The organism is Micromonospora sp. NPDC000442 (assembly GCF_042898635.1).
In the GTDB taxonomy this organism is placed as follows: domain Bacteria; phylum Actinomycetota; class Actinomycetes; order Mycobacteriales; family Micromonosporaceae; genus Micromonospora.
This window is the reverse complement of the sequence record NZ_JBIAYZ010000017.1, coordinates 67,292-92,758: the sequence shown is the minus strand read 5'-3', so window position 1 is coordinate 92,758 and position 25,467 is coordinate 67,292. Positions and strand designations below refer to the sequence as shown.

Genomic DNA, 25,467 nt, shown 5'->3' with positions numbered 1-25,467 from the left:
GCGCTCCACGCCCAGCCGGGGCGGTCGGCGGTCGGCGGTCGGCCACCTTGGCCCCGCGGAAGTCGTCGTCCGGTGTCGGTGCTCAGCCCTCGGCGGCGACCAGCTCGGCGAGCTGCACGGCGTTGAGCGCCGCCCCCTTGCGCAGGTTGTCGTTCGAGCAGAACAGCGCCAGGCCGTGCTCGACGGTCTCGTCGGCGCGGATCCGGCCCACGAACGTCGGATCCTGCCCGGCCGCCTGCAACGGCGTCGGCACGTCGGAGAGCGCGACGCCGGGCGCGTCGGTGAGCAGCTCGTACGCCCGCTGCGGGCTGATCGGCCGGGCGAACCGGGCGTTGATCTGGAGCGAGTGACCGGTGAAGACCGGCACCCGTACGCAGGTGCCGGAGACCTTCAGGTCGGGGATCTCCAGGATCTTGCGACTCTCGTTGCGAAGCTTCTGCTCCTCGTCGGTCTCGGCCGACCCGTCGTCGACGATCGAGCCGGCCAGCGGCAGCACGTTGAAGGCGATCGGCTGGGCGAACGAACGGGGGGCGGGAAAGTCCACCGCGCCGCCGTCGAAGGTCAGCCCGGAGGCGGTCTCGGCGACCTTGCGGACCTGCTCGTCCAGCTCGGCGACGCCGGCCAGGCCGGCACCGGAGACCGCCTGGTAGGTGGAGACGACCAGGGCGACCAGCTCCGCCTCGGCGTGCAGCGGACGCAGCACCGGCATGGCGGCCATCGTGGTGCAGTTCGGGTTGGCGATGATGCCCTTGGGCCGGACGGCGGCGGCATGCGGGTTGACCTCGGCCACCACCAACGGCACCTGCGGATCCATCCGGAACGCCGAGGAGTTGTCGATGACGACCGCACCCGCGGCGGCGACCCGTGGCGCCAACTCCTTCGCGGAGCCCTTGCCGGCCGAGAAGAGCACGATGTCCAGCCCGGAGTAGTCCGCGCTGGCCGCGTCCTCGACCGTGATCTCCTCGCCGCGCCACGGGAGCGTACGCCCGGCCGAGCGCGCCGAGGCGAACAGCCGCACCTGGTCCGCCGGGAAGTTCCGCTCCGCCAGCACCTGCCGCATCACGCCACCGACCTGGCCGGTGGCTCCCACAATGCCGATCCTCATGCCCGCGAGGCTACCCAGCCCGGTGCCCGGACCGGGAACGCTTTCCCACCGCCGGGGATCCCACCGGCAGGGCCGAGCCGGTCCGGTCCGGGACAGTCGCCCCTCGCCGGCCGGTTCGGCCGGAAGAACACTGCCGCACCACCGTCGCCGACCGCAGCATCTCAGCCCGGCCCACCTTCGCCGCGACCGACGTCACACTCCCGGTCGGCGGGGCCGATCAGGCCAGCGGCGGTCAGCTCGCCGACGGGTGGTCGATCAGCTCACCGAGACCGGTGGCCACCAGCTCGTCCCTGATCACCGCGGCGTCTCCCTCCACCACCAGGGTCAGCGACTCCGGGCGCAGGTGGGTGGCGGCGGCCGCCGAGACCTGGGCCACCTGGGAACCGAGCAACTCCTCGCGCAGCCGGGCGTGGTAGTCGTCCGGCAGGTCGTGCACCACAAGCGTGCTCAACGCACCGGCGATGGCCCGTGGGCTCTGCAACTCGACCGAGAGCTGGCCTGCCCGCCAGGACCGGGCCACCGCCAACTCGTCCTCGGTCACCCCACCGGCCCGGGTGCGCGCGATCTCGCCGACCGCCTCGACCAGCGCCGGTGCGGTGACGGCGGTCTGCACCCCCGAACTGACCGCGAACCGGCCGAACCGGCGGGAGGAGGCGAAGTCGCCCCGGATGCCGTACGTGTAACCGCGAACCTCCCGGATCAGATGGTTCAGCCGGGAGGTGAACGCCCCGCCGAGCACCGTGCCGGCGAGCGAGATCGGCACATGGTCCGGGTGCGCCCGGTGCGGTCCGGGGTGACCGAGCCGCAGCGTGGACTGCACCGATCCGGGCCGGTCGACGAGGATGATCCGCCGCTCGGCGCGCACCGGCACGTCGATCGGTGCGCCCCGGTCCACCGGCCCGCCGCCGGTCCCGGTGAACGCCGTGGCGGCGAGGGCGTCCAGGTCGAGCCGGTCTAGGTCGCCGGCGACGACGAGGGTGCCCGGACGGATGAACCACTCCGAGTGGAAGACGGTGACGTCCTCCACGTCCAGACCGGCCACCGAGTCGGGGTCGCCGTACATCGGACGGCCCCAGCGGTTGCCGGCGCCGAACAGGTCGGCGCGCAACGCCGCATCGGCTCGCGGCCCCGGGTTGGCCCAGTCCATCCGCAGTGCGGTCACCTCGTCGTCGCGGACCCGCCGGACGTCGTCCGGGTCGAGCCTCGGGGTGCGCACCGCCTCGGCGAGCAGTTCCACCGCCGCGCCCAGCCGGCCCACCGGCACCTGCACGCTCGCCTGGAAGGTGTCCCAGTCCAGCCCGGTCACCAACTCGGTGCCGAGCGCCTCGATGGCCAGCGCGTACGCGGTGGCGTCGCGTTGGGTGGTGCCCTCCTCCAGCGCCTTGGCCAACACCCCGCCCAGCCCCTCGCGGCCCACCGGTTCACGGCCGGCGCCGGCGTCCAGCAGCAGCATCGCCACGGCGAGGTTCTGACCCGGCAGGTGCGCGGCGACGACCTCGCCACCAGCGACGGAGCGGCGGATGACCTGGGGAAAACGGTACGGGCGGGCCGCACCCGGGCCGGGCCGGTCAGCGATCAGGGTCACTGAGGGCCGCTCACTGCTCGCGCTCACAGCTTCTCCTCGGGAAGGTAGGTCAGGGTCGCCCGGTTGTCGGCGGCGAGCGTGTCGGCCGCCACCTCGGCGATCTCCTCGGCGGTCACCGCGAGCCAGGCCGGTAACCGTTCGGCCACCGTCGCCGGATCACCGAACTGGGTGGCGTACCGGCTCAGCGCATCCGCCCGGCCGTCCACGGTGGACATCTGCCGCCACCAGGCGGTGGTCAGCAACGCCTTCGCGCGGTCCAGTTCGGCGGCGGTGACCGGTACGGTCGCCAGTTCGTCGACCACCTCGGCGAGCCCGGCGGCCAACCGCTCGCCACTCACGCCCGGGCGGGCGGTGGCGGTGGCGATCAGCGGGGCCGGTGCGTGCGCCAGATCCACCCCGTACGCCCCGACCAGATCGGGCTGGGCGATCCGTTCGCCGTCGGCGAGCCGCTGGTAGAGCCGGCTGCCCCGACCGCTGCCGAGGATGGTGGCCAGCACGGTCACCACGTCGTACCCGGGGCTGCCGAACGGGTGGGTGCGATGCGCCACGTACACGCGGGGTGCCGGGACCTCGGTGACCACCGTCTCCTCGGCGGGCACTCCGGTGGCCGGCACGACCCGACCGTCGGGCGCCGGGGGGATCTCCGGCCGGGGCGGGATGCCGCCGAAGTACTTCTCGGCCAGGGTGACGACCTCGTCGACGGTGGTGTCGCCGACCACGGTGAGCACGGCGTTGTTCGGCGCGTAGTAGGTCTGGTGGAACGCCTGGAAGGTGGCCAGGTCGGCGGCGTTCAGGTCGGCCATCGAGCCGATGGTGGCGTGATGGTACGGGTGACCGGGCGGATAGAGCAGCGGCAGCAGCCGCAGCCAGGCATCGCCGTAGGGCACGTTCTCGTAGCGCTGCCGCCGCTCGTTCTTGACCACGTCCCGCTGGTTGTCCAGCGTCTCCTGGGTCAACGCCGGCACCAGCCCGCCCATCCGGTCAGCCTCCAGCCAGAGCGCCAGCTCAAGGTGCTCCGCCGGGACCGTCTCGAAGTAGTTGGTGCGGTCCGGGTTGGTGGTGGCGTTCAGTGAGCCACCGGCCCCCTGGACCAGCTTCATGTGCTCGGTCTTCGCCACGTGCGTCGAGCCCTCGAACATCAGGTGCTCGAAGAGATGGGCGAAGCCGGTCTGTCCGGCCGGCTCGTGCCGGGAACCGACGTCGTACCAGAGGTTGACCGCGACCGCCGGGGCGGTGCGGTCCTCACTGACCACCACGCGCAGGCCGTTGTCCAGTCGGGTCGTCGAGATCGGCCAGGGGTAACCGCTGTCGGGCATGGCACCGACGCTATCCGATCTTTCGCCCCGGCAGGCCCCGGGACGCCCAGCGGCGAGCCGTGCCGACGGGTCGCCCACAGACCCGACGGCGGCCCGTGACGCGGCAGTACCGGAAGGCGGCATCGACGGTACGGCCCTGGGTATGCGGAAGGCATGCCGACGACTCCCTGGCCACAGCCTGCCGTCAACACCGAACGAGCGGCACGGGCCCTGGCCCGGCTCCGCCGGGGCCGGATGCTGCACCCGGCTGGCCGGTCCTTCGCCGGGGAGGTGCTCGTCTGGGGTACGTCCGGTCCGCCGACCGGGGTCCGGCTGCTCGACCGGCCCGGGCACTACCCGGCCACCGTCCGCCTCTCCAAGGGAACGCCCACCCCGGACGCCTGGCCCGACGTGCTCGGCCTGGCGGTGCGGATCCACCGCCAGGCCGGACGTCCGTTCGACCTGCTGGTCAGCTCCAGCGCCGCCGCGCCGGTGCTGCGACACCTGCCGCTGCCCCGTCGCCGGTTCACCGGCACCTACAGCTCGATCATGTCGTACCGGACCGGTCGGCGGCGGCTCTGGTTGGCCGCGCTGGCCGACCCGGAATCACCCGACCTGGGCCACGACCTGGCCGGCCTGTCCACCGCGGTGGCGGCCGGCCGGCCGGGGCTGGTCCTCGCCGTCGCCTCCGCCGCCGGGCCGTGGCGGCCGTTCGGGCAGGTCACCATCGGCGATCAGCTCAGCGCGCGGGACGACGCCGCGCTGGCCTTCGACCCGGTGGGCAACATCCCGGAGGAACTGCGGTTGGCCGGCCCCCTGGCCTGGCTTCGCCAGCACACCTACCGAGGCTCCCGCCGCGGGCGTGGCGCCACCGCTCAGTCCGGCGGTTCGACGGGGTTGACGGTCTGATCCGAGGTACGCCGCTCCAGCACCGTGTCGGGGGCGACGTTCTGGTCGGCCTCCCGGGCGTCGGACTCGGCGAGGATCGCGCCGGCCTGGGCATGCGCGTCGTCGCTGCCGGCCGCCGCCTCCTCCGGTAGCAGGTAGGCGCGGGACTCCACCCGCTCCTGGTCGCTTCGCTCGTCAGTCATGCCGCTCCTCATACCCCGCCCCCGTCTCCCGCACTCGGGCAGGGCCGGGCCCCTTCTTGGCGACGGAGGGGCCCGGCCGGTCACCTCGAAGCTCGGCTCAGCGGAACGGCCCGCGCACCTCGTAGGTGATGCCACCGGACGAGGAGCCGGAGGTGCCGCGCTGCGACGAGAAGTACAGCCGGGTGCCGTCCGGCGAGAACGCCGGCCCGCAGATCTCCGAGGAGGACTGGCCGGTGATCCGCAGGAACGGCGCGACCACCCCGGCCGGGGTGATGATGTTGATCTCCATGTTGCCGCCGTCCTCGGCCACGAAGAGGTCGCCCGAGCCGGTGCCGGTGATGTTGTCCACCCCGGTCAGCGGCGCGGAGCCGGAGACCAGCGAGTCGTCGTACGCCAGGTCGATGCGCTGGTTGACCGCGTCGTACGCCCACACCCGGTTGTCGCCCTTGGTGGTGAACCAGCAGGTGCCGTCGTCGTACCAGCAGCCCTCGCCACCGTTGAACCGCTTGGCTCCGGAGACCTGGCTGCGGGTCACCGTCGGGGACCCGTCCGGGTCCGGTACCCGCGCCCAGGTCACCGGGCCGCTGGTGGCGGTCCCCGCGACCAGCACCTCCAGGGTGCCGGCGGAGAGGTTGCCCCAACTGTTCGGCCGGAACCGGTAGAAGCAGCCGTTGCTCTCGTCCTCGGTCAGGTAGATCACCCGGCGGTCCGGGTCGCAGGCGGCGGCCTCGTGCTTGAACCGTCCCATCGCCGGCCGCTGCACCGCGGCGGTGCCGCCCTGCGGGTACGTCTCATAGACGAACCCGCGGCTGACCTCCTCGCAGGAGAGCCAGGTGCCCCACGGCGTGGCTCCTCCGGCGCAGTTCTGGTTGGTGTTCGAGAGGATCCGGTACGCCGAGGCGATGCTGCCATCGGCGTTGAAGCGCACCGCCGAGGCACCGCCGCCCGGGGTGATCTCGGAGTTCGAGACGTAGATCCAGCCCGTGCCGGCGACGAAGCAGGCCCCGCCGTCGGGGGCGTCGTGCCAGGTGTACGACGTCCCGGAGACGGTCCGGCGGGACCGGGCGATCACCCGGCTGGTGAATCCGGTGGGCAACTGGATGCCGTTGGCGTCGGCGCTCCGGAGCGAACCGTACGGGCTGGGGCCGGGCTGGGCGGGTGCGGCCACGGCGGCACCCGCCCACAGGCTGCCGGAGAAGGCGGCGGCACCACCGGCGACGGTGGCGCGCAGGACGGTACGACGATCCATGGGGGACCTCCGGATGATCCGCGTTCGGTGACGCTGAAGTACCGGGGAGTTTTATCGATGCCGATGAACGCGAGGCGAGGCTTTGTCGACGAGGGGATGAGCGCTCGGGCGCGGTCGGGTACGCTTACCGCCGTGACGCACTCGTATCGATGGTTTAGCCAGCCGGCTCGCAGGCCGGTGACTTCACCATGATCTGACGTCACCGTTGTCGAGCCGGCCGGGCAGGAGCTTTCGTTCCTGCCCTTTCGCGTACGAGCAGCCGGCTCGACCCGGGCACCGGCCCCGGGTGCGGTCGGCGGAAGGATGCCCACCGTGACGACCCCGGAGAACCACCGGGTCATCGACCAGCGGATCGACCGTGTCGTACCGCTGACGACCCCGGCCCTGCTGCTGCACGAGTTGCCCCTGGACGACGCCCTCACGGCGGCCGTACTGGCCGGCCGGCGGGCGGTCGGCCAGGTGCTCGACCGGACCGACGACCGGTTGCTGGTGGTGGTCGGGCCGTGCTCGGTCCACGACCCCGCCGCTGCCCTCGACTACGCCCAACGGCTCCAGGCGGCGGCCCAGCGGGTCGACGAGGACCTACTCGTCGTGATGCGGGTCTACTTCGAGAAGCCGCGTTCCACCGTGGGTTGGAAGGGCCTGATCAACGATCCGGGGCTGGACGGTTCCGGAGACGTCAACACGGGTCTGCGTCGAGCCCGGGCGCTGCTGCTCGACGTGCTGCGTCTCGGCCTGCCGGTGGGCTGCGAGTTCCTCGACCCGATCACCCCGCAGTACATCGCGGACACCGTCGCGTGGGGGGCGATCGGGGCGCGCACCGTGGAGAGTCAGGTGCACCGCCAGCTCGCCTCCGGGCTGTCCATGCCGATCGGCATGAAGAACCGTCCCGACGGCAGCATCGCCACCGCGGTCGACGCGATCCGGGCCGCCGGCGTGCCGCACGTCTTTCCCGGCATCGACGTCTCCGGCACTCCGGCGATCATGCACACCCGGGGCAACGCGGACGGGCATCTGGTGCTGCGGGGCGGCGGCGGCCGGCCGAACTACGACGCCGCGTCGGTGGCCGGCGCACTGGACCTGCTGCGAGCCGCTGGGCTGCCGGAACGCCTCGTGGTGGACGCCAGTCACGCCAACAGCGGCAAGGACCACCGTAACCAGCCCGCGGTGGCCGCCGACGTGGCCGCGCAGATCGCCGCCGGTCAGCGGGGCATCGTGGGGATCATGCTGGAGAGCTTCCTGGTACCGGGTCGACAGGACCTCGACCCCACCCGCGAACTCACCTACGGCCAGTCGGTCACCGACGCCTGCATCGGCTGGGACACCACCGACGAGGTGCTGGCCGACCTGGCCGCCGCCGTCCGCGCCCGCCGCGCCACCACCTCCCTCCCCACCCCCGCCTAACCCTCTCCCCTTCCCCACCCCCCACCTTCGTGTTGATCATGAGGTTAGCGGCAGTGTTCGATCTCCACGGTGCCGCCAACCTCATGATCAACGCGACGGGGCGAGGGGTGAGGGCGAGGGGGGTGGGGGGTGGGGGGGTGGGGTGTTTTGGCGGGGTGGGGGCGGGTAGGTCACGCGGGTGACTGACGACGTACCCGTGACCGAGGCAGCCACGGCACCCACGACGCAGGCTCGGCTACCCGACGCCATCCTGGCCGACGTGCCCGTGGTCGACACCGCCGGGCTCGATCCGCCCACCACCGACCTGCCCGGCACGGCTGCGGCAGTCGGTGACGAGGTGGAAACCGAGGAGGTGGACACCCGTCCACTCGACGAACTGCTCGACGATCTCTACCACGGTCAGGAGCGGATCAGTCAGGTGGACATCTACCGCCGCGCGGTCGCCGCGGAGCTGCCGGCACAGCTGCTGTCCCGGCTCAACGCGCTGCCGCAGGGCGAGTACGCGGTCGACGAGGTGACCGACCTGCTGGGTGGCTCGGCGGGGTGACCAGCCCGCCGGCACCGGCGACGAGGAGAGGAACACGATGACGCAGCGCGAGGAAGACCAGCACCCCCATCCGCCCGCGCTCGGCCAGCCACCGGAGGGGACGGACACCCTGCCGGAACCCGACTTCGCCAACGAGCACGACCGCACTGCCGTCGACCGGGACATCATCACCGGTGCCGACGAGGACGAGCGGGAGCCGGAGTCGCCCCGCGGCTGGTCCGGAATGCAGCGCTGAACCGCCGTCCCGCCGCTGCCTGAGGCCCCGCGCGACACGCCAGGCAACCTGAGTCGCCCGGGCACGTGCCGCCGGCAACCGGTCAGACAGCAGCAACGGCGAGGCCGACCCGCATCCCGGGTCGGCCTCGCCGTACCTACCGTCAATCCTCCTCGCCACCGCCCTCGGCCGCCTGCTGGGCCACCGCGTACCCCATCTGCAGGAAGTCGGAGGCTGCCACCGCGGTCAGCGCCGTGGCGACGAGCCGGGTCAGTCGCGGCGCGAGCACCAGCCCGCCGGTGAGACCGGTGGCCACCCACACGGCCAGGCAGAACGGGCAGCTGAGCAGCTCGCCGATGGCATGGCGGGTGGAGCTGCCCGAGTCGCGTACCTGCTCCATCACCTCGCCGCTACCGATCGGCCGGTCGTACCGGGTGAAGGGGGCGCGCAACGGACTGGTCACCGCGTCCTTGGACAGCAGCCGGCTGAGCTTGTGAGTGGCGATGGCGAGCAGCACCACGTCCGACGTGGCGGGTCGCTCGGGCACGCTTCGCCCGGTCACCTTCACCAGGCCGGCGATCGCGCCGGTCACCCCGGCGTAGGTGCCCATCGCCGCCAGGTAGCCACCGAGCGGGCGGTGCTCGTGCGGCGCGTACGCCTGGCGCAACCGCGCCACCTTCTGCTTCAGATCGCTCACCCGGCCTCCTTTTCGGGTCACGCTTCGATTTCGCCGCGGTCCGGCGGCGGGTCCGATCGAATCAGCGCCGGCCGAGTCAGCCGGCCTGCAGGTTGTCGGCCACCTCGCGGGCGAGGCTGTTCAGCGCCTCGTCGGCGAGCCGGTCGACGTCCTCGCCGCCCCCGCCGAGTTCCAGCCGGAGCCGCGAACCGCCCGCGTCGACCGGTTCCACGTGCAGTTCGGCCGACCAGTCGGCGCCACGGGCAGTCCAGCGGGCCCGCAGTTGACCGGCGTCGCCCTCCCGGGCCGGGTCACTCGACAGCAACGGCTCGGGCAGCCAGGAGGAGATCCGGTCGGGATCGGTGGCCGTGTTGAACACCACCTCCGGGGGCGCGGACACCCCCCGCTCCGCGTACGCCATCACGCATCCCGCAGCCGGCTCGGGTCGACCTCGCGCCCCGGGTGACGAGCGAGGTACTCGGTCTCCAACTCGGCGGTGCGCCGCAGGTGATTGGCGAGCGCCGAGTCGGTGGCGTGGCGCAGCGTGTCCAGACGGGTGCGATGCAGGCTCTGCATCTCCCGAATGAGATCCTCCTCGCCCAGCTCGGCGGGATCGATGCCGAGCAGGTCGGCTTCGGGTGCGGGGGCCGGTGTCCGGTCGTCGCCCCACTCCGGAATCCGCTGCTCGGGGCTCACCTCCGTACCGCCGGTGGGAAATCCGTCCGGTCGTCCCGATGCCGTCATCTCGCCCCCTCATCCGTCCTGGGCTGGCGTCTGTACGGTTGCCCACCCCGGGTGTGGCCAAACCCCGCCGCACTACGACACCGCGTCGGAGAAGGCGGTCGGTTTCGGTACCCTCGTGGACATGAAGCGGCTCTGGACCCCGGCGTGGATCGCTCGCCACGTGGCCATGGTCGTGCTGGTGACCACTTTTCTCGGTCTGGGTTGGTGGCAGGTCAGCCGGGCCGCAGCGGGTAACGCCATCAGTTGGGGTTACGCCGTGGAGTGGCCGATCTTCGCGGGCTTCGTGGTCTTCGTATGGTGGCGAGAGGTACGCCACACGCTACGCACGGTCATCCCGCCGAACCGGGACCCGGTCGTCCTGGCATCCGCCGGTCGTCCGGCCGACTCAGCCGAGCCCGACGTCACCGCCTCCGGCTCGGCCGACCCCGCCCGCACCGACCAGCCACGGACGGGGATCCGACGCCCGGTGCGGGTTGCCCGGGTCTCCGCCGGCCCCGGTGAGGACGACGCCGACCTGGTCGCCTACAACCGCTACCTGTCATGGTTGAACGCCAATCCGGGCGCGAAGCCCGGCGACTATCCCGGCTGAGCCGGGCCCGGAAGGACGGACGAGAAGTGCGCGCTGCCCTCACCCGCTACCGCGTGATCGCCTGGGTCGTCGGCGTGGTGCTGATCCTGCTGGTCGTGATCGGCATGCCACTCAAGTACGGCTTCGACAACCCGATCGTGGTGGAGACCGTGGGCCAGGCACACGGCTTCCTCTACATGGTGTACCTGGTCGCCGCGTTCGACCTGTCCCGGCGGGCCGACTGGCCGCTCAAGCGCATGATCCTGGTGATGCTGGCCGGCACCGTACCGTTCGTCTCCTTCTGGGCGGAGCGGCGGGTGAGCGCACTGGTCACGGCCGAGCAGCGGGAGCGGGAGCAGGCGCAGGCGCCCGAGCCGATCGCCGGCTAGCGGCCCGGCCTCATCGTCGCGGTCGCCACGGGTCGACACCGGCCAGCGGGTCCTCCCAACCGCCGTAGCTGTTCATCTCACGGGCTCGGCGCAGTGCCCGGCTCACCTGGCCGAACTGGTGCTCGTCGTCGCTGCTGAACAGCAGCTCGTCGGTCCCCGCCCGGCGGCCCCACAGCTCGTAGGCCGGTGGCCGCCAGCGGTCACCCGCCGCCGCGAGCAGCACCGGCACCAGGAACACGGCACCGAGCAGAAGGTACGCCCCGGCGGTGAGCCGTTGCAGTCCTCCAGTGAACCCCAGCAGCAGTCCCACCCCGCCGATCACCACCGTCGAGACCAGCACTGCCCGGGTCGCCGCCCGGTCGTGCGGGCCTCGGGTGCTGTGCAGATGGGTCAGCTCGGCGACGCGCCAGCTGCTGCGGCCGACGGTGAACCGGTCGACCGTGACGATGATCCCGGGCCGGGCGTAGAGCAACGTCGGCCCGGTGCCGGCGCCTCGGGGTGTCCGTGGCGTCCGCGTTGTCGCGCCATCAGGATTCACGCCCCCTCCTCCCACGGCTGGTGGCACCGGGTCGGTCTCCGTCGGCCTTGCGCATCGACGCCGGTTGACGGGATTCCCGGTCGCGCGATTCATTGTGGGCCGCCCGCGCCACTCCGGCCGCGACGTTTCCGATGGTCAAGGGCTTGCGAGCGGTCGACGGCGCCGGAAAGAGCCCGTCAAGTCCGGCTTGTCGGTCAAAACGTCCCGGCATCCGACGTCATATGCCGGGAGCGACCAGTCCGACATGTCGCCGATAACCTGCTTGACGCTGGTTGTCGCTGCGTGTTCCGCCACAGCACTCCCAGTGGTCCCGGCTTTCTCTGCGGATGACTCCCGTCCCGTACTAGGTTGGGCAGGTCGGCCCGGCCGGCCGCCGTCCACCCGGACGGCACCGGGCCGTCGCCGTCGCGGAGCCTCATCCGCCCCGCGCCGGCCCCCGGGAGAGGAGCATTCGGGCTCTTGTCGTCCCTGACGCACACGCTGCGAGCCCTGACGGTCGCCGCCCTCACGCTGGCGCTGCTCGTGCCGGCGACGGTGGCCCGGGCCGAACCTTCCCCCGCCGACCTGACCCGGCGGATCGAGAAGGCCTCCGTCGAGTTGGAACGCGTGGTGGAGGCCCACAACGAACTGCGGGAGAAGATAAAGGAGAACCGCGCCGCGGTGGAGCGGTTGCAGGACCGGATCGGCCCGCTGGAGCAGCAGGCCGAACAGAGCCGGGCGGACGTCGGCGAGTTGGCGGTGACCGCGTACAAGACCGGCAACCTCGGCACCGTCGACGCGTTGCTGCACGGCGGTGACTCGACCTCCGTGCTGGACCGGCTCGGCACGCTGGACCACCTGACCCGGCAGCGGCAGTCCACCATCGCCAGCTACACCGCCGACCAGCGGCGGCTGCTCGACGAGAAGACCCGGCTGGACGTCACGCTCAGCCGTCAGGCGGCGCAGTCCCGCGAACTGTCCTCGGCGAAGAAGCGGATCGAGCGCGATCTCGCCAAGCTCTACGAGATGCGCCGCCAGGCGTACGGCCGGGCGACCGAACGTGCGACGAACCGGGCCAGCAGCGCCCAGGACGCACCCGCCGTCTCTGGCAAGGCCGGCGTCGCCGTCCGGTACGCCTACGGCGCGCTGGGCAAGCCGTACGCCTGGGGCCAGGACGGGCCGGGCAGCTACGACTGCTCCGGGCTGACCTCGGCTGCCTGGCGGGCGGCGGGCCGGTCCCTGCCGCACAACACCCGGATGCAGTGGGGCGTGGTGGCCCACATCAGTCGCAGTGAGCTGCGCCCCGGCGACCTGGTCTTCTACCGCAGCCTCGGCCATGTGGCCATCTACGTCGGCGACGGGCAGGTCATCCACGCGCCGACCTTCGGCCGCAACGTGGAGAAGCGATCCGTGGACCTGATGTCACCGTACGGTTACGGTCGGGTGCGTTGAGCCGCCGGTCGTGACGTGCCGTTTTCGGCGGCGGCGCAACCGACAACGAAGAACGGCGAACGGCCGGCGTCCGTTGTCGGACGCCGGCCGTTCGCCGTTGTTGTCGCCTGATCAGGCCGCTTGCAGGCCCTCTGCTCGGGCCAGCTCGCGGAGCCGGCCGAGCGCCTGGATCTCCAGCTGCCGGATCCGCTCCCGGGACAGGGAGAACCGCGACGCCACCTCGGTCAGCGAGTGCTCGCGGCCGTCCTCCAGCCCGTACCGGGCCCGCATGATGCCGGCCGAACGGTCGTCCAGGTGGTTGAGCAGCCCTTCGATCCGCTGCCGCTCCAACCCGGTGAGGACGATCTCCTCCGGGGAGGGTGCGTCGCTGTCGGCGACCAGGTCACCGAGGTTGGTGTCGCCGTCGTCGCCGACGGGCGTGTCCAGCGACACGGTGTCCTGCGACCAGCGGACCAGTTCGTTGACCCGCTCGACGGTCACCCCCAGCGCCGCCGCGATCTGCTCCGGCTCCGGGTCGCCGCCCAGCTCACGGGTGAGCTGCCGGGCCACGTTACGCATCCGGTTGACGTCCTCCACCAGGTGCACCGGCAGCCGCACGGTGCGCTCCTGCTGGGCGATCGCCCGGCTGATGGCCTGGCGGATCCACCACGTCGCATAGGTCGAGAACTTGTAGCCACGCTCGTAGTCGAACTTCTCGACCGCCCGGACCAGACCGGTGTTGCCCTCCTGGATGAGGTCCAACATGGGCATGCCGGAGCGGACGTAACGTCGGGCGATCGACACGACCAGTCGCAGGTTGGCGCGGATGAACAGGTCCTTGGCCCGCTCACCGTCGGCGACCAGCCGCTCCAGTTCCTCCCGGGTGACCCCGTCGGGGACGCGGTCCTCACCGAGCAGGTGCTCGGCGTACAGGCCGGCCTCGATGGCCTTGGAAAGGTCGACCTCCTTGGCGGCGTCCAGCAGCGGCGTCCGGGAGATCTCGTGCAGGTAGACTCCGACCAGGTCGCGCTCCTCGGCGACCTCGTCAGTTCGCATTCCGATGTTCTTGTCCACGGTGCCCACGGTCCCCTCGCTCGCGCCGGTTGCCCGGTTCCTTGCCATCCCCACGCCCATCAGCCCTCCCCCGTAACCTCCGCTGTGCCCATCGGTGCTGACATCTACACAACAGATGAGACGTGTCGGGGATTCCATGTCGTGGGTCGAAAGTGTCACGAATGCCTGATAATCCGCTGAGAGCAGCGTCCACGTTTGCTGTCAGCACCCTGCCTGACTGTCGTCGGCAGGCACCCCGTGAGGTCGACGGATCGATGGATCGCCGTCCGTCCCGGTCCATGGCAGCACTGCCCGGCCGATAGTCGCAGCGACCCGGGTCACCGCCGTGCTGCGATCCTGGTCACTGCCTGATACGCGTACGTGGACCGCCCGGTTCATCCACGCCGGTGGTAATACCCCACGCCCTGATGAACAATCCGCGCCCCGGTCCTATGCCCGCCACGGTCGGGCGCCTCGACTGGCTGCCCCGTTCCTGAACGCGAGCCGGGGCGCAGGCCGCGTACCTGATCAGGACAGTGGGGACCGGCAACCACCTCGGGTCCGGTGTCCACCGGATGAAGGCGTCCACGGCCCGGCGGACCGGCGTCTCCGGGTTCGCACGGAGCAGCGCACTCGCGGCACCGTTGGCCCGGGACGCGGCGAGCGCACCGAGGACGTACGGGATGGGCCCGCATCGTCCGCCCCGGCCCGTCCGGTCGGTACGCCGGCCCGGACGGGCCGGACGGCCGCCGTGGGTGGGGATGGTGCGGCCCATCGGCTTCGGCCGTCACACTCTCCTCCGGCGGGAGTCCACCCGGTGGGAACGGACCGCCTCGTCGGTCGCCTCCAACGCCTTGCGGGTTCGGGGCCGGTTACGCAGGGCCACCCCGACGAAGAGGCAGTCGACCACGGTGAGCTGGGTCAGTCGGCTGGCCGTCGCGCCGGACCGGTAGGTGGTCTCGCGCGCGGCGGTGGTGAGGACGTGATCGGCGACCTCGGTGACCGGAGAGCGCGGAAAGTTGGTGAGCACCACCGTCGTGGCGCCCCCGGACCGGGCCTGCCCGAGTACCTCGATCACCTCCGAGGTGGTGCCGGTGTGTGAGATGCCAACGGCGACGTCGCCGCGGCCGAGCAGGGCGGCCGAGGTCAACGCGGTGTGCACGTCGGGGAAGCAGCAGGCGGCGCGGCCGATCCGGTGCAGCTTCTGCTGGAAGTCCGAGGCGACGAGGCCACTCGCACCGGCACCGTAGATGTCGATCCGGTCGGCCCCGACGATCGCGTCCACCACCCGCTCGCAGACCGCTGGGTCGAGCTGATCGGCAGTGTCCTCCACGGCACGGGCGTCGCTGAAGGCGATGGTCGCGATGATCTGGGCCAGGTCGGCGCCGGGCGGGATGTCTCCGCCGACCACCCGCGTGTCCGGCGGCTCGACGCGCCGGGCGGCCTCGGCGGCCAGCCGGAGCCGCAGTTGCGGGTAGCCGTCCATGCCGACCGAACGACAGAACCGGATCACCGTCGCCTCGGAGGTCTCGGCGGCGGTGGCGAGGTCGGTGATGGTCCGGCGGGCGGCGTCGGCCGGGTCGGCGACCACCAGCCGGGCGACCCGCTGCTCGGCCGGCGACAGCGCCGGAAGCAGACCGCTGATGTGGACGACCAGCCCAGCGGGCGCGGGATTCGCGGAAACCTTCGGGCTCTTCGCCACCTTTGAAACTTACTTTCAGTAATCCGGGAGGGTCAACCGTGACGTGCACCGATGCGGCCGGTCCAGCCTGTCACCCGCCGCTGCCGGACCGCCTCCCCCGCCGGGCCGGGTCCACCCGGTCGGGTGGGGCTCCGCACCCGCCGATCGGGCACCGCACTAACCTCAGGTCATGGCGAATCGCAGTGTGTTGGTCACCGGGGCCACGGGCGGACTGGGCACGGCGGTCAGCGCCGCGTTCGTGGCGGCCGGGTGGCGGGTGGTCGCGCCCCAGCGTCGGCAACCGGACCCGGTGGGTGGACCCGAGGTCAACGCTCCCGTCCGGATCGTCGCGGACCTGACCGACCCGCAGGACGCCGCCCGGGTGGCCGAGGTGGCGGCCCGGGATCCCGAGGCGCCACTACGCGCCGTGGTCAACCTCGTCGGCGGGTACGCCAGCGGCGGTCTGGTGCACGAGACGCCGGTCGAGGACTTCGAACGGATGCTCACGCTCAACCTCCGCCCGACCCACCTGGTCACCCGGGCCGCGCTGCCGCACCTGGTCGCCGCCGGTGGTGGCGCGGTGGTCTGTGTCGCTGCCCGGGCGGCGGTCACGCCCTTCCCGGGAGTCGCCGGCTACGTCACCGCGAAGGCCGCCGTGCTCGGCTTCGCCGCCGCCGTGGCGGTGGAGTACAAGGCGGCCGGGGTCCGCTGCAACACGGTGCTGCCGAGTGTCATCGACACCCCGACGAACCGCGACTCGATGCCGGACGCCGACCACACCCGCTGGGTGGACCCGGCCGAGATCGCCTCGGTGATCCGCTTCCTCGCGTCGGACGAGTCGGCGCCCACCAGCGGCGCGGCCGTACCGGTCTACGGGCGGGCCTGAAGCGGAACCAGTTCCGTCACCGGCGCGGTGTCGGTCGGCTCGCCCGGGGCTGCCAGCCAGGCGTTCAGGTGCCCCCGGATCTCCCGGGCGATCTCCTCGGCCGGGAGATCGGCATTGACCGGCACGAACGTCGGGTACTCCGGCAGGGTGCGGTAGGCCAGGTCGGCGGCGGCCAGGAAGCCAAGGCTCTCGTGGTCGGTGCCCCGGCGCTCGATCCGCCGGTACGCCTCGGTCGGCTCGACGGTCAGCAGGAACGTCACCTGCGGTCGGGGGAAGAGTCGGTAGGCAGCCCGGACCAGCCGCTCCCAGCGATGCCCGCCATGTGCCCGCAGGCTCGCGTACTGGCAGGCCGCGTAGCGGTCCATCACGGCCACCCGCCCGTTGAACAGACCACCGAGCAGTGTCATCGCGATGGCCAGCCAGCGCAGCACGGACTCCATCAGGAGCATTCCGTCCCGTCCGAGGAGACTCTGGGCATCCGGCCGACCGAGTCGGTGTGCCGCCCGGCCGAGCCAGCGCCGCCCACCCGCGTTGCGGTGGTAGGTGGCCGGGAACCCGGCTGCGGTGAGCGCCTCGGCGAGCCGGTACGCCTGGGTGGTCTTGCCTGAGCCGTCGATGCCGATCAGAGCTACGGTGCGGAGCCGGCCCCGGGCACGGCGGACTCCCGTCGAAGCGGGCGCTCCCATCGATCTGGCCACCCTGGAAAGGCTATCCGACGGGTGCACGACGGGTGCACCATAGATCCGGTTTCAGACCTGTTCATCCCGTTGCACGTGCGGCGCAGGTGTGGACGACCGGAATGCCGGGTACCGATCGGAGATCCCACCGGTGGCATCCCCGACGAGGCGACGGGAGAGGCGAGATGGCCGAGCGCGACGACGAGACTCTCCTACACACCCTCAAGAAGGTCGCCGCCGTGTTCAAACAGTCCGAGATCCCATTCGCTCTCGGCGGCAGCTTCGCCGTGTACGCGCACGGAGGGCACTCCAGCGAGCACGACGTCGACTTCCTCATCCGCGAGTCCGACGTCGAAGCCGCGCTGGAGGCGCTGGGGCAGGCCGGCTTCACCGCCGAGCGGCCGCCAGAGGACTGGCTGGTCAAGGTCTACGACGGCGGCCGGATGGTGGACCTGATCCACCGCCCGATCGAGACGCCGGTGACCGAGGAGACCTTCGCCGACACGGTCGTGCGGCCGGTGGACGCCATCCACATGCCGGTGCTGTCGGCCACCCAACTGATGGTGCACAAACTGCTCAGCTTCTCCCAGCACTACTGCGATTTCGCCCGCGGGCTGCCGCTGGCGCGCTCGCTACGTGAGCAGATCGACTGGGAACGGGTACGCAAGGAGACGCAGCACTCGCCGTACGCCGAGTCGTTCCTGGTGCTGCTGGACAGGCTGGACGTCGTGCCGCACTCCGGCACGGCCGACGGGAAGGGGACAACGTGACCGCGCACCTCGACTCCGGCGCCGGTCCGCCCGACGAGTACGTCGAGGCGGAGATCCACCGGCTGCTCACCGAAGATCCGGCCGTCGCCGAACAGGGCATCACCGTGGTCCGCACCGAACGCGCTCTCGTGCTGCACGGCGAGGTCGAGAGCGCACACCGGCGGGAGGAGATCCTGCGCCGGGTGACCGATCGCTTCCCGGACGTCCCGATCACCAGTGACATCGGGGTGATCCGCGTACAGGCGCCCACGGAGATCGAGCAACTGCCCTGAGGGAGGTTCGATGGTTATCCGGATCGCCGCCGTGGGCGACGTGCATCTGGACGAGGACGTGGTCGGCCGGTTCCGGCCGACCCTGGAGCAACTGCCGGGCAGCGTCGACGCGCTGCTCCTCGCCGGCGACCTGACCCGGCACGGCACCGAGGCCGAGGCCCGCTGCGTCGCCCGGGAGTTCGGCGGCCTGGGTGTACCGGTTATCGCCGTGCTCGGCAACCACGATCATCAGTGCGACCAGGTGCCCCAGGTGGTCGGGGCGCTGGAGGAGGCGGGCATCACCGTACTGGAGGGCGACGGGGTGGTGCTGGACTGCCCTGGTGGCCGCCTCGGCGTCGCCGGGGTGAAGGGCTTCGGTGGCGGTTTCGCCGGCCGGTGCGCCAGCGACTTCGGCGAGCCGGAGATGAAGGCGTTCGTACGCACCACGACCGAGAGCGCCGACCGGTTGAGCGAGGCGCTGCGCTCGCTGGACTGCGACGTGCTGGTGGCACTCACCCACTACGCCCCGGTGCCGGACACCCTGGCCGGGGAGCCGTTGGAGATCTACCCGTTCCTCGGCTGCTACCAGCTGGGGCAGGCGGTCGACGCCGCGCCGACCGCGCTCGCCCTGCACGGGCACGCCCACCACGGTTCCGAGCGGGGCACCACCCCGGGAGGAGTACGCGTGCGCAACGTTGCCCACCCGGTGATCAAGCAGGCGTACAGCATCTTCCACCTGGGCGATCACCTTGATCAGGGCGAGGTTTCCGAAGTCGCCGCCGGGGGTATTCAGCAACCATGGAGCTGATTCTCTGGATTCTCGCAGTCGTACTGGTGGTCGCCGGCATCCTCGCGCTGTTCCGCCGGCAGATCCTCTGGGGCATCGTCCTCATCGTTGTCGGGCTGCTCGTCGGCCCGGGTGGGGTAAGCATCTTCAATTGACCTGGCGGCGCAGGGCGTCGCTCACCGGACCCGCCGGGGTCGTCGCGCCCGGTACTCCGTCCTCCCGACAGGAGCTACCGGACGCGGCGACCCCGGCGTGCTTGTCGTCAGTCGGTCGGGGGACCGTGCCCGCCCCTGGTCGCCGTTGACCCGCCCCGCAACAGCACGGCCTGGCACCCCGCCTGCGGCCTTACCAGGGCAGTTCCCCGGCCTCGTCCTGGAAGGTACCGGTCGGGCCGTCGACGCCGAGGGTCGCCAGTCGCACGACCGTTCTGGCGCTTTCCGCCGGAGGTCGTCCGCCGCCGACCGCCGCGGTCAGATCGATGGCGGTGAAGCCCGGCTCGAGTGCGTTGAACCCGACGGCCGGCTGGGATTTGGCGTACTGGACCGTCAGCATGGTGGCCGCCGACTTGGACGCAGAATAGAGCGGAACCGACAGGTGGAATTCCGGCCGTTCGGGATTGTTCACTGCCCAGAACGAACCCGCACTGCTCGACACGGTGACCACCGTAGGGTTCGCGGATCTGCGTAGCAGGGGAAGTGCCGCCTCCGTGACGCGCACGATTCCCACCCCGTTGGTGTCGAAGACCCGCAGCGCCGTGGGACCGTCGGTGACGCCGTTGCCGAGGATGCCCGCGTTGTGCACCAAGACGTCGAGCCGACCCTCGGCAGCATCGATCGCCGCCAACGCGTTGATCACCGATGCGTCGTCGGTCACATCGAGTTGCACGAACCGCGCGCCGAGCGCTGCGGCGGCCTTCTCCCCTCGCCCGACATCACGCGCGTCGACGTAAACGGCGTGCCCCAGTTCCAGTAGGTGTCTGGCGGTCTCGAAGCCAATTCCCTTGTTCGCCCCGGTGATCAGCGTGACGCTCATGCTCTTCCTCCCGAGATACGCGGCCCATGCGGGCCGTTCGAAACGGTATGGGCAGCTACTCGCCACAGCCGGAGCCCCATCGAGCCCGGGGTCTGTTGGAGCGGGGCCGCGACCGCAACCCGTCCGCGCAGGTGCTCGAATCGATCGCCCGCGTGCTCCACCTCAACGACGACCACGTCGCCCATCTGCGGACACTGGTGTCGGAAACACCCCGGCAACGCCGGGCCAGACGACACACGGAGACGCCACCGCCCGGGGCGCTCAAACTCCTGGACTCCCTCGTCCAGCCCGCCTTCATCGAGGGGCGTTACTTCGACATCCTGGCCTCGAACGCCCATGCCAGGGCGCTCTCACCCCGCCTCACGGTAGGCGGCAACCAGCTGAGAGACATGTTCCTGGATCCGGCCGAGCAGGCTCTGCACCCGGACTGGGAGAGCATGACGGAGTGCCTGATCGCCAACCTTCGACAGGCCGTGGGCAACGACATCGACGATCCGCGCTTCGTCGAACTCGCCGGTGAGCTCTCCCAGGGCAGCCTTCTGTTCCGCGAACTCTGGGCCCGCCACGAGGTACGCGGACAGCGTGGGACGACGATCCGGATCGACCATCCGCAGGTCGGCGAGCTGACCCTGAACCGAGAACGACTGGGCATCGGCGGGGCCGAGCACCTGATGCTCGTCGTGTACCACGCAGACGCCGGGTCAGACGACGCGGACCGGTTGGCCCTGCTTGCCTCGGCGGGCCTACCCACCACGCCCCGGGTCGACAGCTTCGGGTAGATCAACAACCGACACGAGGGCGAGGGCGGCTTTCCCGAAGCGGTTGAGCCGGCCACTGGGCTGTCCGGGCCACTGGAGGTGGCCCTGGGCCCGACGAGGACCGTCCGGAAGGTTTGCCGCCCCCGCTCAGCGGAGAACCACCGACCATGCGGACGAGTGCGGAACAGACCCGACGAAGCGGTGCCGGCCAGTGGTGGGCCCTCGCCGGGTTCGCGGTGGCCGTGCTGGCCGCCGCCGTCATCGGCAACCTGGCCGCGTCGGGTGCCGCCGACCAGTACGCGAACCTCGACCGGCCCGCGTGGTCGCCGCCGTCCTGGCTCTTCGGCCCGGTCTGGACCGTCCTCTACGTGGCGATCGCGGTCGCCGCCTGGCTGGTCTGGCGCCGGGTGGGCTTCGGTGCGGCCCTCGGCGCGTGGGCGGTCCAGCTCGTGCTCAACGCTGCTTGGACACCGCTCTTCTTCGCCGGTGACCGGTATGGGCTGGCGTTCGCCGAAATCGTCCTGCTGTGGCTGGCGATCGGTGTGACCGTTCTACTGTTCGCCCGGGCGAGTCGGGTGGCGGCGGCGCTGCTGCTGCCCTACTGGGCGTGGGTGACCTTCGCCGCGGCCCTCAACTACTCGATCTGGCAGCTGAACAGCTGACCGGCCCGGGCCCGACCTGGGCCGCGGTCGGGGACGGCGCCGGCGGTGCCGACCGGCCCGGCAGTGGCGCTCCACTGCCCGCCAGCCAACCTTCGCCGCGGTAACCCTCCCCACGCCCCGTCGCGGTCGGCGGAAGTATCCGCTGATAGACGAGGCTCTTTCCAGCAGATGGGCGCGGATCCTCGGCTGCTTGCCAGGTTTCCGGATTGTTACTCGCTCGTGTCCCTCCAGGGGTGGACCCCGGGGAGATGCAAGCGCTTACATGTGAAAACGCCCATCGGACCGGCGCCAGGTCAACCGGATGCGATCCCGGCCGGCGCCGGACAGGAAGGAGGACGGCATGGCGGTCTCTGCCAGGCCACGCCAGGCTGTCGCGATCGTTGGCGCGATCGGACTGGCACTCAGCGCCACCGCTTGCGGCACCGGAAGCAGCAGCAACGGCGGGAGCAGCAACGCCGATTCCGCGGAGTGCGCCCCGTACGAGAGCTACCAGGGCCACGAAGGTAAGACGGTAAACATCTACTCGTCGATTCGGGACATCGAGGCCGACCGGCTGGCGGAGTCCTGGAAGCAGTTCGAGGACTGCACCGGCATCACGATCAATCACGAGGGAAGCGGCGAGTTCGAGGCCCAACTCCCCGTACGGGTCGACGGCGGCAACGCCCCCGACCTGGCCTTCATCCCCCAGCCCGGCCTGCTCGCCCGGTTCGCCGAGCGCAACCAGCTGAAGCCGGCCAGCGCCGATACCAAGGCGATGGCCGAGCAGAACTACTCGCCCGACTGGCTGAAGTACAGCACCGTCAACGGCACCTTCTACGGCGCGCCGCTCGGGTCGAACGTGAAGTCGTTCGTCTGGTACTCGCCGAAGATGTTCCAGGAGAAGGGTTGGACCGTTCCGACCACCTGGGACCAGATGATCCAGCTCAGCGACACGATCGCCGAGAGCGACGTCAAGCCGTGGTGTGCCGGCATCGAGTCCGGTGACGCCACCGGCTGGCCGGCCACCGACTGGATCGAGGACGTGATGCTGCGGACGCAGACCCCCGAGGTCTACGACCAGTGGACCACGCACGAGATCCCCTTCAACGACCCGCGGGTCGCGGAGGCGCTGGACCGGGCCGGCACGATCCTGAAGAACGACAAGTACGTCAACGGTGGCTTCGGTGGGGTACGCAGCATCGCCACCACCTCCTTCCAGGAGGCGGGCGTGCCGATCACGCAGGGCAAGTGCGCACTGCACCGGCAGGCGTCCTTCTACGCCAACCAGTGGCCTGAGGGCACCCGGGTGGCCGAGGACGGCGACGTCTTCGCCTTCTACTTCCCGGCCATCGACCCGGCCAAGGGCAAGCCGGTGCTGGGTGGCGGCGAGTTCGTGACGGCCTTCGCTGACCGTCCCGAGGTGCAGGCGGTGCAGACGTACCTCGCCTCCGGCGAGTACGCCAACAGCCGCGCGAAGATCGGCGACTGGGTGTCCGCGAACAACAAGGTCGACCTGGCCAACGTCGCCAACCCGATCGACAAGCTGTCGGTGGAGATCCTCCAGGACGACAGCACGGTCTTCCGGTTCGACGGTTCCGACCTGATGCCCGCCGCCGTCGGCGCCGGGACCTTCTGGAAGGGCATGGTCGACTGGGTCAATGGGCGGGACACCGCCACCGTCCTCCAGGGCATCGAGAGCAGCTGGAAGTAATTCCGGCGGTGGGGGGGGGGGGGGGGGGGGGGGGGGCCCCCCGCCCCCCCCCCCGCCCCGGGGGGGGTGTTTTAAATAGGAGTTTGGGGGGCGACGGCCCCCGTTTTTTGTGGGGGGGGGGGGGGGGGGGGCCCGGGGGGGGCCCCCCCCCCCCCGCCCCCCCCCCCCCCCCCCCCCCTTTTTTTTGGGGGGGGGGGGGGGGGGGCGGGGTGGGGGGCCCCCCCCCCCCGGCTCTACCGAGGACCCGGGGAGGGTTGATGAACTTCGACTTTGCCGAGCAGACGCCCAAGTTGATGATGCTGCTGTGGGGGCTTGTCGCCTTCGCGGTGGTGGTGGGCGGCTTGCTCGTGCTGCTCGACGCGGTGCCGTCCTACTTCGCACGGCGACGTGAGGCGCAACTCGTGGCCGCGTCCGCAAGTGGGGCGCCGCTGCCCGGGCGGACCAAGTCCCGAGAGGGGCTGTTCGCCACGTTCTTCCTGTTGCCGACGGTACTGCTGCTGCTGATCGGCCTGGTCGTCCCGGCGATCCGGACCACGCTGCTGTCCTTCATGGACGGCGGCAGCCAGAACTTCGTGGGCCTGGACAACTACCGCTGGATGTTCGCCGACGACTCGATCGTGCGGGTGCTGCTCAACACCCTGGTCTGGGTCACCCTGGTTCCGCTTGTCGCGACCTCCATCGGCCTGATCTACGCGGTCATGGTCGACAAGGCCCGACTGGAGGCGGTGGCGAAGTCGCTGATCTTTATGCCGATGGCGATCTCGTTCGTCGGCGCCAGCATCATCTGGAAGTTCGTGTACGCCTTCCGGGGCGAAGAGCAGGAACAGATCGGTCTGCTCAACCAGATCGTGGTCAGCCTTGGCGGCGAGCCCCGGCAGTGGCTGCTCGACTCGCCGCTGAACACGCTGCTGCTCATCGTGATCATGGTCTGGATCCAGGCCGGTTTCGCGATGGTGGTGCTGTCCGCGGCGATCAAGGCGATTCCGGCCGACATCGTCGAGGCCGCCCGGCTCGACGGGGTGAGCCCGTGGCAGATGTTCTGGCAGATCACCCTGCCCAGCATCCGGCCCGCGCTGATCGTGGTGGTGGTCACCATCTCGATCGCCACGCTGAAGGTCTTCGACATCGTCCGCACCTCGACCAACGGCAACTACGACACCAGCGTGATCGCCAACGAGATGTACAACCAGGCGTTCCGGTACGGCCAGAACGGGCAGGGCTCCGCGCTGGCGGTCTTCCTCTTCGTCCTGGTGATCCCCATCGTGATCTTCCAGATCCGCAACCTCCGCCAGCAGCGACGGGAGGGCTGAGATGACCACCACCACTCCCCCGGTCGCCTCCGGCGCACAGGACACCAGCGGGCGGCCGACGCCGGCGTCACGGGTCCGCAAGCGACTCAACACCCACACCGCCACGCTTGTCGCCATCGTCATCGCGGTCGTCTGGACCATCCCCACCTTCGGCCTGTTCGTCTCCTCGTTCCGGCCGGAGAACCAGATCAAGACCACCGGCTGGTGGACCTTCTTCCGGGACCCGGAGTTCACCCTCCAGAACTACCAGGAGGTGCTGTTCGGGCAGTCCGCCTCGTCCGGGCAGCTCGCCAGCTACTTCATCAACTCGCTGGTGATCACCCTGCCGTCGGTACTGTTCCCGCTCGCGTTCGCGGCCATGGCCGCGTACGCGCTGGCCTGGATCAACTTCCGGGGCCGGGACTGGGTGTACATCGGCATCTTCGCGCTCCAGATCGTGCCGCTGCAGATGGCCCTGGTGCCGCTGCTGAGCTTCTTCTCGCGCGGAGTCAGCCTGGGCGGCATCACCCTGATGCCCGCCTGGAACCTCGACGGCGCGCAGAACTTCGCCCAGGTGTGGTTCGCGCACACCTGTTTCGCGCTGCCGTTCGCCGTGTACCTGCTACACAACTTCATCTCGCAACTGCCGAAGGATCTGATGGAGGCGGCCCGGGTCGACGGGGCCACGCACCCGAAGATCTTCCGCACCATCGTGCTGCCCCTGGTTGCCCCGGCGTTGGCCGCGTTCGGCATCTTCCAGTTCCTCTGGGTCTGGAACGACCTGCTGGTCGGGCTCATCTTCGCCGGCGGCAGCGACGTCACCGCGCCACTCACGGTCCGCCTCGCCGAGTTGGCCGGCACCCGTGGCAACGAGTGGCAACGGTTGACCGCCGGAGCGTTCGTCTCGATCGTCGTACCGCTGATCGTGTTCCTGTCGTTGCAGCGTTACTTCGTTCGTGGGCTGCTCGCCGGCAGCGTCAAGGGTTGATCCGTCGTGGGGGGGGGGGGCGCCGGCCGGGGGGGCCCCCCCCCGCCCGGGGCCGCGGGGGGGGGGGGGGGGGGGAATACAATACGGGCCCGCGGGGCCGGGCGCGCGCCCCCCCGCCCGCCCCCCGG

The 25,467-nt window shown here is 70.9% G+C and carries 30 protein-coding genes; 17 read left to right on the top strand and 13 right to left on the bottom strand.

Going from position 1 to position 25,467, the window contains the following annotated elements; all coding sequences use genetic code 11:
* Positions 1-82 precede the first annotated feature (82 nt).
* From ACFY2A_RS23930 to ACFY2A_RS23920, 3 genes are all read right to left on the bottom strand, one after another.
* Entirely contained in the window at positions 83-1,105 is a 1,023-nt protein-coding gene (locus ACFY2A_RS23930) for an aspartate-semialdehyde dehydrogenase (RefSeq protein WP_387174692.1), read from the bottom strand.
* Between the two features lie 232 nt (positions 1,106-1,337).
* Positions 1,338-2,690 (bottom strand): M16 family metallopeptidase, encoded by a 1,353-nt coding sequence (locus ACFY2A_RS23925; protein ID WP_387174741.1) that lies wholly within the window; start codon positions 2,688-2,690, stop codon positions 1,338-1,340.
* 23 nt (positions 2,691-2,713) lie between these two features.
* The gene (locus tag ACFY2A_RS23920; protein WP_387174690.1) at positions 2,714-4,006 is read right to left on the bottom strand and encodes a M16 family metallopeptidase; all 1,293 of its coding nucleotides are present in this window, start codon (positions 4,004-4,006) and stop codon (positions 2,714-2,716) included.
* A gap of 153 nt (positions 4,007-4,159) precedes the next feature.
* On the opposite strand from ACFY2A_RS23920, the gene ACFY2A_RS23915 reads away from it, so the two are divergent.
* Positions 4,160-4,894, top strand: coding sequence for a phosphodiesterase (locus ACFY2A_RS23915; RefSeq protein ID WP_387174688.1), 735 nt, complete (start codon positions 4,160-4,162; stop codon positions 4,892-4,894).
* Here the strand turns inward: ACFY2A_RS23915 and ACFY2A_RS23910 are convergent.
* Positions 4,861-5,076 (bottom strand): hypothetical protein, encoded by a 216-nt coding sequence (locus tag ACFY2A_RS23910; protein WP_387174686.1) that lies wholly within the window; start codon positions 5,074-5,076, stop codon positions 4,861-4,863. The two genes, ACFY2A_RS23915 and ACFY2A_RS23910, sit on opposite strands and share 34 nt — an antisense overlap.
* A 97-nt stretch (positions 5,077-5,173) precedes the next feature.
* A complete protein-coding gene (locus ACFY2A_RS23905) occupies positions 5,174-6,325 on the bottom strand; it encodes an alkaline phosphatase PhoX (protein ID WP_363924629.1) in 1,152 nt (383 codons plus the stop codon).
* Positions 6,326-6,628: 303 nt separating this feature from the next.
* Between ACFY2A_RS23905 and ACFY2A_RS23900 the strand changes: the two genes are divergently transcribed.
* From ACFY2A_RS23900 to ACFY2A_RS23890, 3 genes are all read left to right on the top strand, one after another.
* On the top strand, positions 6,629-7,729 hold the full coding sequence (locus tag ACFY2A_RS23900; RefSeq protein ID WP_363924628.1) for a 3-deoxy-7-phosphoheptulonate synthase: 1,101 nt from the start codon (positions 6,629-6,631) through the stop codon (positions 7,727-7,729).
* Between the two features lie 304 nt (positions 7,730-8,033).
* Positions 8,034-8,276 carry a hypothetical protein gene (locus ACFY2A_RS23895; protein ID WP_373870692.1) on the top strand — a complete coding sequence of 81 codons (243 nt, stop codon included), beginning with the start codon at positions 8,034-8,036 and terminating at the stop codon, positions 8,274-8,276.
* Positions 8,277-8,313: 37 nt separating this feature from the next.
* Positions 8,314-8,511, top strand: coding sequence for a hypothetical protein (locus tag ACFY2A_RS23890; protein ID WP_093410663.1), 198 nt, complete (start codon positions 8,314-8,316; stop codon positions 8,509-8,511).
* 142 nt (positions 8,512-8,653) lie between these two features.
* Here the strand turns inward: ACFY2A_RS23890 and ACFY2A_RS23885 are convergent, their stop codons facing one another.
* The 3 genes from ACFY2A_RS23885 to ACFY2A_RS23875 form a co-directional block, all read right to left on the bottom strand.
* Positions 8,654-9,187: a DUF1360 domain-containing protein gene (locus ACFY2A_RS23885; RefSeq protein ID WP_363924627.1), complete on the bottom strand. Its 534-nt coding sequence runs from the start codon at positions 9,185-9,187 to the stop codon at positions 8,654-8,656.
* A gap of 76 nt (positions 9,188-9,263) precedes the next feature.
* Positions 9,264-9,587, bottom strand: coding sequence for a hypothetical protein (locus ACFY2A_RS23880; RefSeq protein WP_387174683.1), 324 nt, complete (start codon positions 9,585-9,587; stop codon positions 9,264-9,266).
* Positions 9,587-9,910 carry a DUF6158 family protein gene (locus tag ACFY2A_RS23875; RefSeq protein ID WP_363924625.1) on the bottom strand — a complete coding sequence of 108 codons (324 nt, stop codon included), beginning with the start codon at positions 9,908-9,910 and terminating at the stop codon, positions 9,587-9,589. Before ACFY2A_RS23875 ends, ACFY2A_RS23880 begins: the two co-directional genes overlap by 1 nt.
* A 121-nt stretch (positions 9,911-10,031) precedes the next feature.
* Between ACFY2A_RS23875 and ACFY2A_RS23870 the strand changes: the two genes are divergently transcribed.
* Positions 10,032-10,499, top strand: coding sequence for a hypothetical protein (locus tag ACFY2A_RS23870; RefSeq protein WP_387174681.1), 468 nt, complete (start codon positions 10,032-10,034; stop codon positions 10,497-10,499).
* 26 nt (positions 10,500-10,525) lie between these two features.
* Positions 10,526-10,867 carry a DUF3817 domain-containing protein gene (locus tag ACFY2A_RS23865; RefSeq protein WP_387174679.1) on the top strand — a complete coding sequence of 114 codons (342 nt, stop codon included), beginning with the start codon at positions 10,526-10,528 and terminating at the stop codon, positions 10,865-10,867.
* Between the two features lie 10 nt (positions 10,868-10,877).
* On the opposite strand, the gene ACFY2A_RS23860 is transcribed toward ACFY2A_RS23865, so the two are convergent.
* Positions 10,878-11,405, bottom strand: a complete 528-nt coding sequence (locus ACFY2A_RS23860; RefSeq protein WP_363924622.1) for a DUF6232 family protein — start codon at positions 11,403-11,405, stop codon at positions 10,878-10,880.
* Between the two features lie 459 nt (positions 11,406-11,864).
* Here ACFY2A_RS23860 and ACFY2A_RS23855 point away from each other — a divergent pair, with 459 nt between their 5' ends.
* Complete coding sequence (locus tag ACFY2A_RS23855) at positions 11,865-12,836, top strand: NlpC/P60 family protein (protein WP_363924621.1); 972 nt, start codon at positions 11,865-11,867, stop codon at positions 12,834-12,836.
* 111 nt (positions 12,837-12,947) lie between these two features.
* On the opposite strand, the gene ACFY2A_RS23850 is transcribed toward ACFY2A_RS23855, so the two are convergent.
* Both ACFY2A_RS23850 and ACFY2A_RS23845 read right to left on the bottom strand, forming a co-directional pair.
* Positions 12,948-13,937: a sigma-70 family RNA polymerase sigma factor gene (locus ACFY2A_RS23850; protein ID WP_363924670.1), complete on the bottom strand. Its 990-nt coding sequence runs from the start codon at positions 13,935-13,937 to the stop codon at positions 12,948-12,950.
* A gap of 718 nt (positions 13,938-14,655) precedes the next feature.
* Positions 14,656-15,570, bottom strand: a complete 915-nt coding sequence (locus ACFY2A_RS23845) for a MurR/RpiR family transcriptional regulator (RefSeq protein WP_387174677.1) — start codon at positions 15,568-15,570, stop codon at positions 14,656-14,658.
* A 169-nt stretch (positions 15,571-15,739) separates the two neighbouring features.
* Between ACFY2A_RS23845 and ACFY2A_RS23840 the strand changes: the two genes are divergently transcribed.
* Positions 15,740-16,435: an SDR family NAD(P)-dependent oxidoreductase gene (locus tag ACFY2A_RS23840; RefSeq protein ID WP_387174675.1), complete on the top strand. Its 696-nt coding sequence runs from the start codon at positions 15,740-15,742 to the stop codon at positions 16,433-16,435.
* Here ACFY2A_RS23840 and ACFY2A_RS23835 read toward each other — a convergent pair.
* Positions 16,420-17,121, bottom strand: coding sequence for a dTMP kinase (locus ACFY2A_RS23835; RefSeq protein WP_363924669.1), 702 nt, complete (start codon positions 17,119-17,121; stop codon positions 16,420-16,422). The genes ACFY2A_RS23840 and ACFY2A_RS23835 overlap by 16 nt on opposite strands.
* 176 nt (positions 17,122-17,297) lie before the next feature.
* Here ACFY2A_RS23835 and ACFY2A_RS23830 point away from each other — a divergent pair, with 176 nt between their 5' ends.
* The 4 genes from ACFY2A_RS23830 to ACFY2A_RS23815 are packed head-to-tail and all read left to right on the top strand — an operon-like array spanning position 17,298 to position 19,075.
* Positions 17,298-17,882, top strand: a complete 585-nt coding sequence (locus tag ACFY2A_RS23830; RefSeq protein WP_363924618.1) for a nucleotidyltransferase family protein — start codon at positions 17,298-17,300, stop codon at positions 17,880-17,882.
* Entirely contained in the window at positions 17,879-18,154 is a 276-nt protein-coding gene (locus tag ACFY2A_RS23825; protein ID WP_363924617.1) for a hypothetical protein, read from the top strand. Before ACFY2A_RS23830 ends, ACFY2A_RS23825 begins: the two co-directional genes overlap by 4 nt.
* 10 nt (positions 18,155-18,164) lie before the next feature.
* Entirely contained in the window at positions 18,165-18,941 is a 777-nt protein-coding gene (locus ACFY2A_RS23820; protein WP_363924616.1) for a metallophosphoesterase, read from the top strand.
* Positions 18,932-19,075 (top strand): GPGG-motif small membrane protein, encoded by a 144-nt coding sequence (locus ACFY2A_RS23815; protein WP_007464364.1) that lies wholly within the window; start codon positions 18,932-18,934, stop codon positions 19,073-19,075. The genes ACFY2A_RS23820 and ACFY2A_RS23815 overlap by 10 nt, the downstream gene beginning before the upstream one ends.
* Positions 19,076-19,265: 190 nt before the next feature.
* On the opposite strand, the gene ACFY2A_RS23810 is transcribed toward ACFY2A_RS23815, so the two are convergent.
* Entirely contained in the window at positions 19,266-19,952 is a 687-nt protein-coding gene (locus tag ACFY2A_RS23810; protein ID WP_387174672.1) for an SDR family NAD(P)-dependent oxidoreductase, read from the bottom strand.
* A 26-nt stretch (positions 19,953-19,978) separates the two neighbouring features.
* Here ACFY2A_RS23810 and ACFY2A_RS23805 point away from each other — a divergent pair, with 26 nt between their 5' ends.
* From ACFY2A_RS23805 to ACFY2A_RS23785, 5 genes are all read left to right on the top strand, one after another.
* A complete protein-coding gene (locus tag ACFY2A_RS23805; RefSeq protein WP_387174670.1) occupies positions 19,979-20,731 on the top strand; it encodes a transcriptional regulator in 753 nt (250 codons plus the stop codon).
* A 146-nt stretch (positions 20,732-20,877) separates the two neighbouring features.
* A complete protein-coding gene (locus ACFY2A_RS23800) occupies positions 20,878-21,372 on the top strand; it encodes a TspO/MBR family protein (RefSeq protein WP_363924614.1) in 495 nt (164 codons plus the stop codon).
* A 340-nt stretch (positions 21,373-21,712) separates the two neighbouring features.
* Positions 21,713-23,062 carry an ABC transporter substrate-binding protein gene (locus tag ACFY2A_RS23795; protein ID WP_363924613.1) on the top strand — a complete coding sequence of 450 codons (1,350 nt, stop codon included), beginning with the start codon at positions 21,713-21,715 and terminating at the stop codon, positions 23,060-23,062.
* 257 nt (positions 23,063-23,319) lie between these two features.
* Complete coding sequence (locus ACFY2A_RS23790; RefSeq protein ID WP_387174667.1) at positions 23,320-24,372, top strand: carbohydrate ABC transporter permease; 1,053 nt, start codon at positions 23,320-23,322, stop codon at positions 24,370-24,372.
* A 1-nt stretch (position 24,373) separates the two neighbouring features.
* Positions 24,374-25,339 (top strand): carbohydrate ABC transporter permease, encoded by a 966-nt coding sequence (locus ACFY2A_RS23785; protein WP_363924611.1) that lies wholly within the window; start codon positions 24,374-24,376, stop codon positions 25,337-25,339.
* The last annotated feature ends 128 nt before the right edge of the window (positions 25,340-25,467 follow it).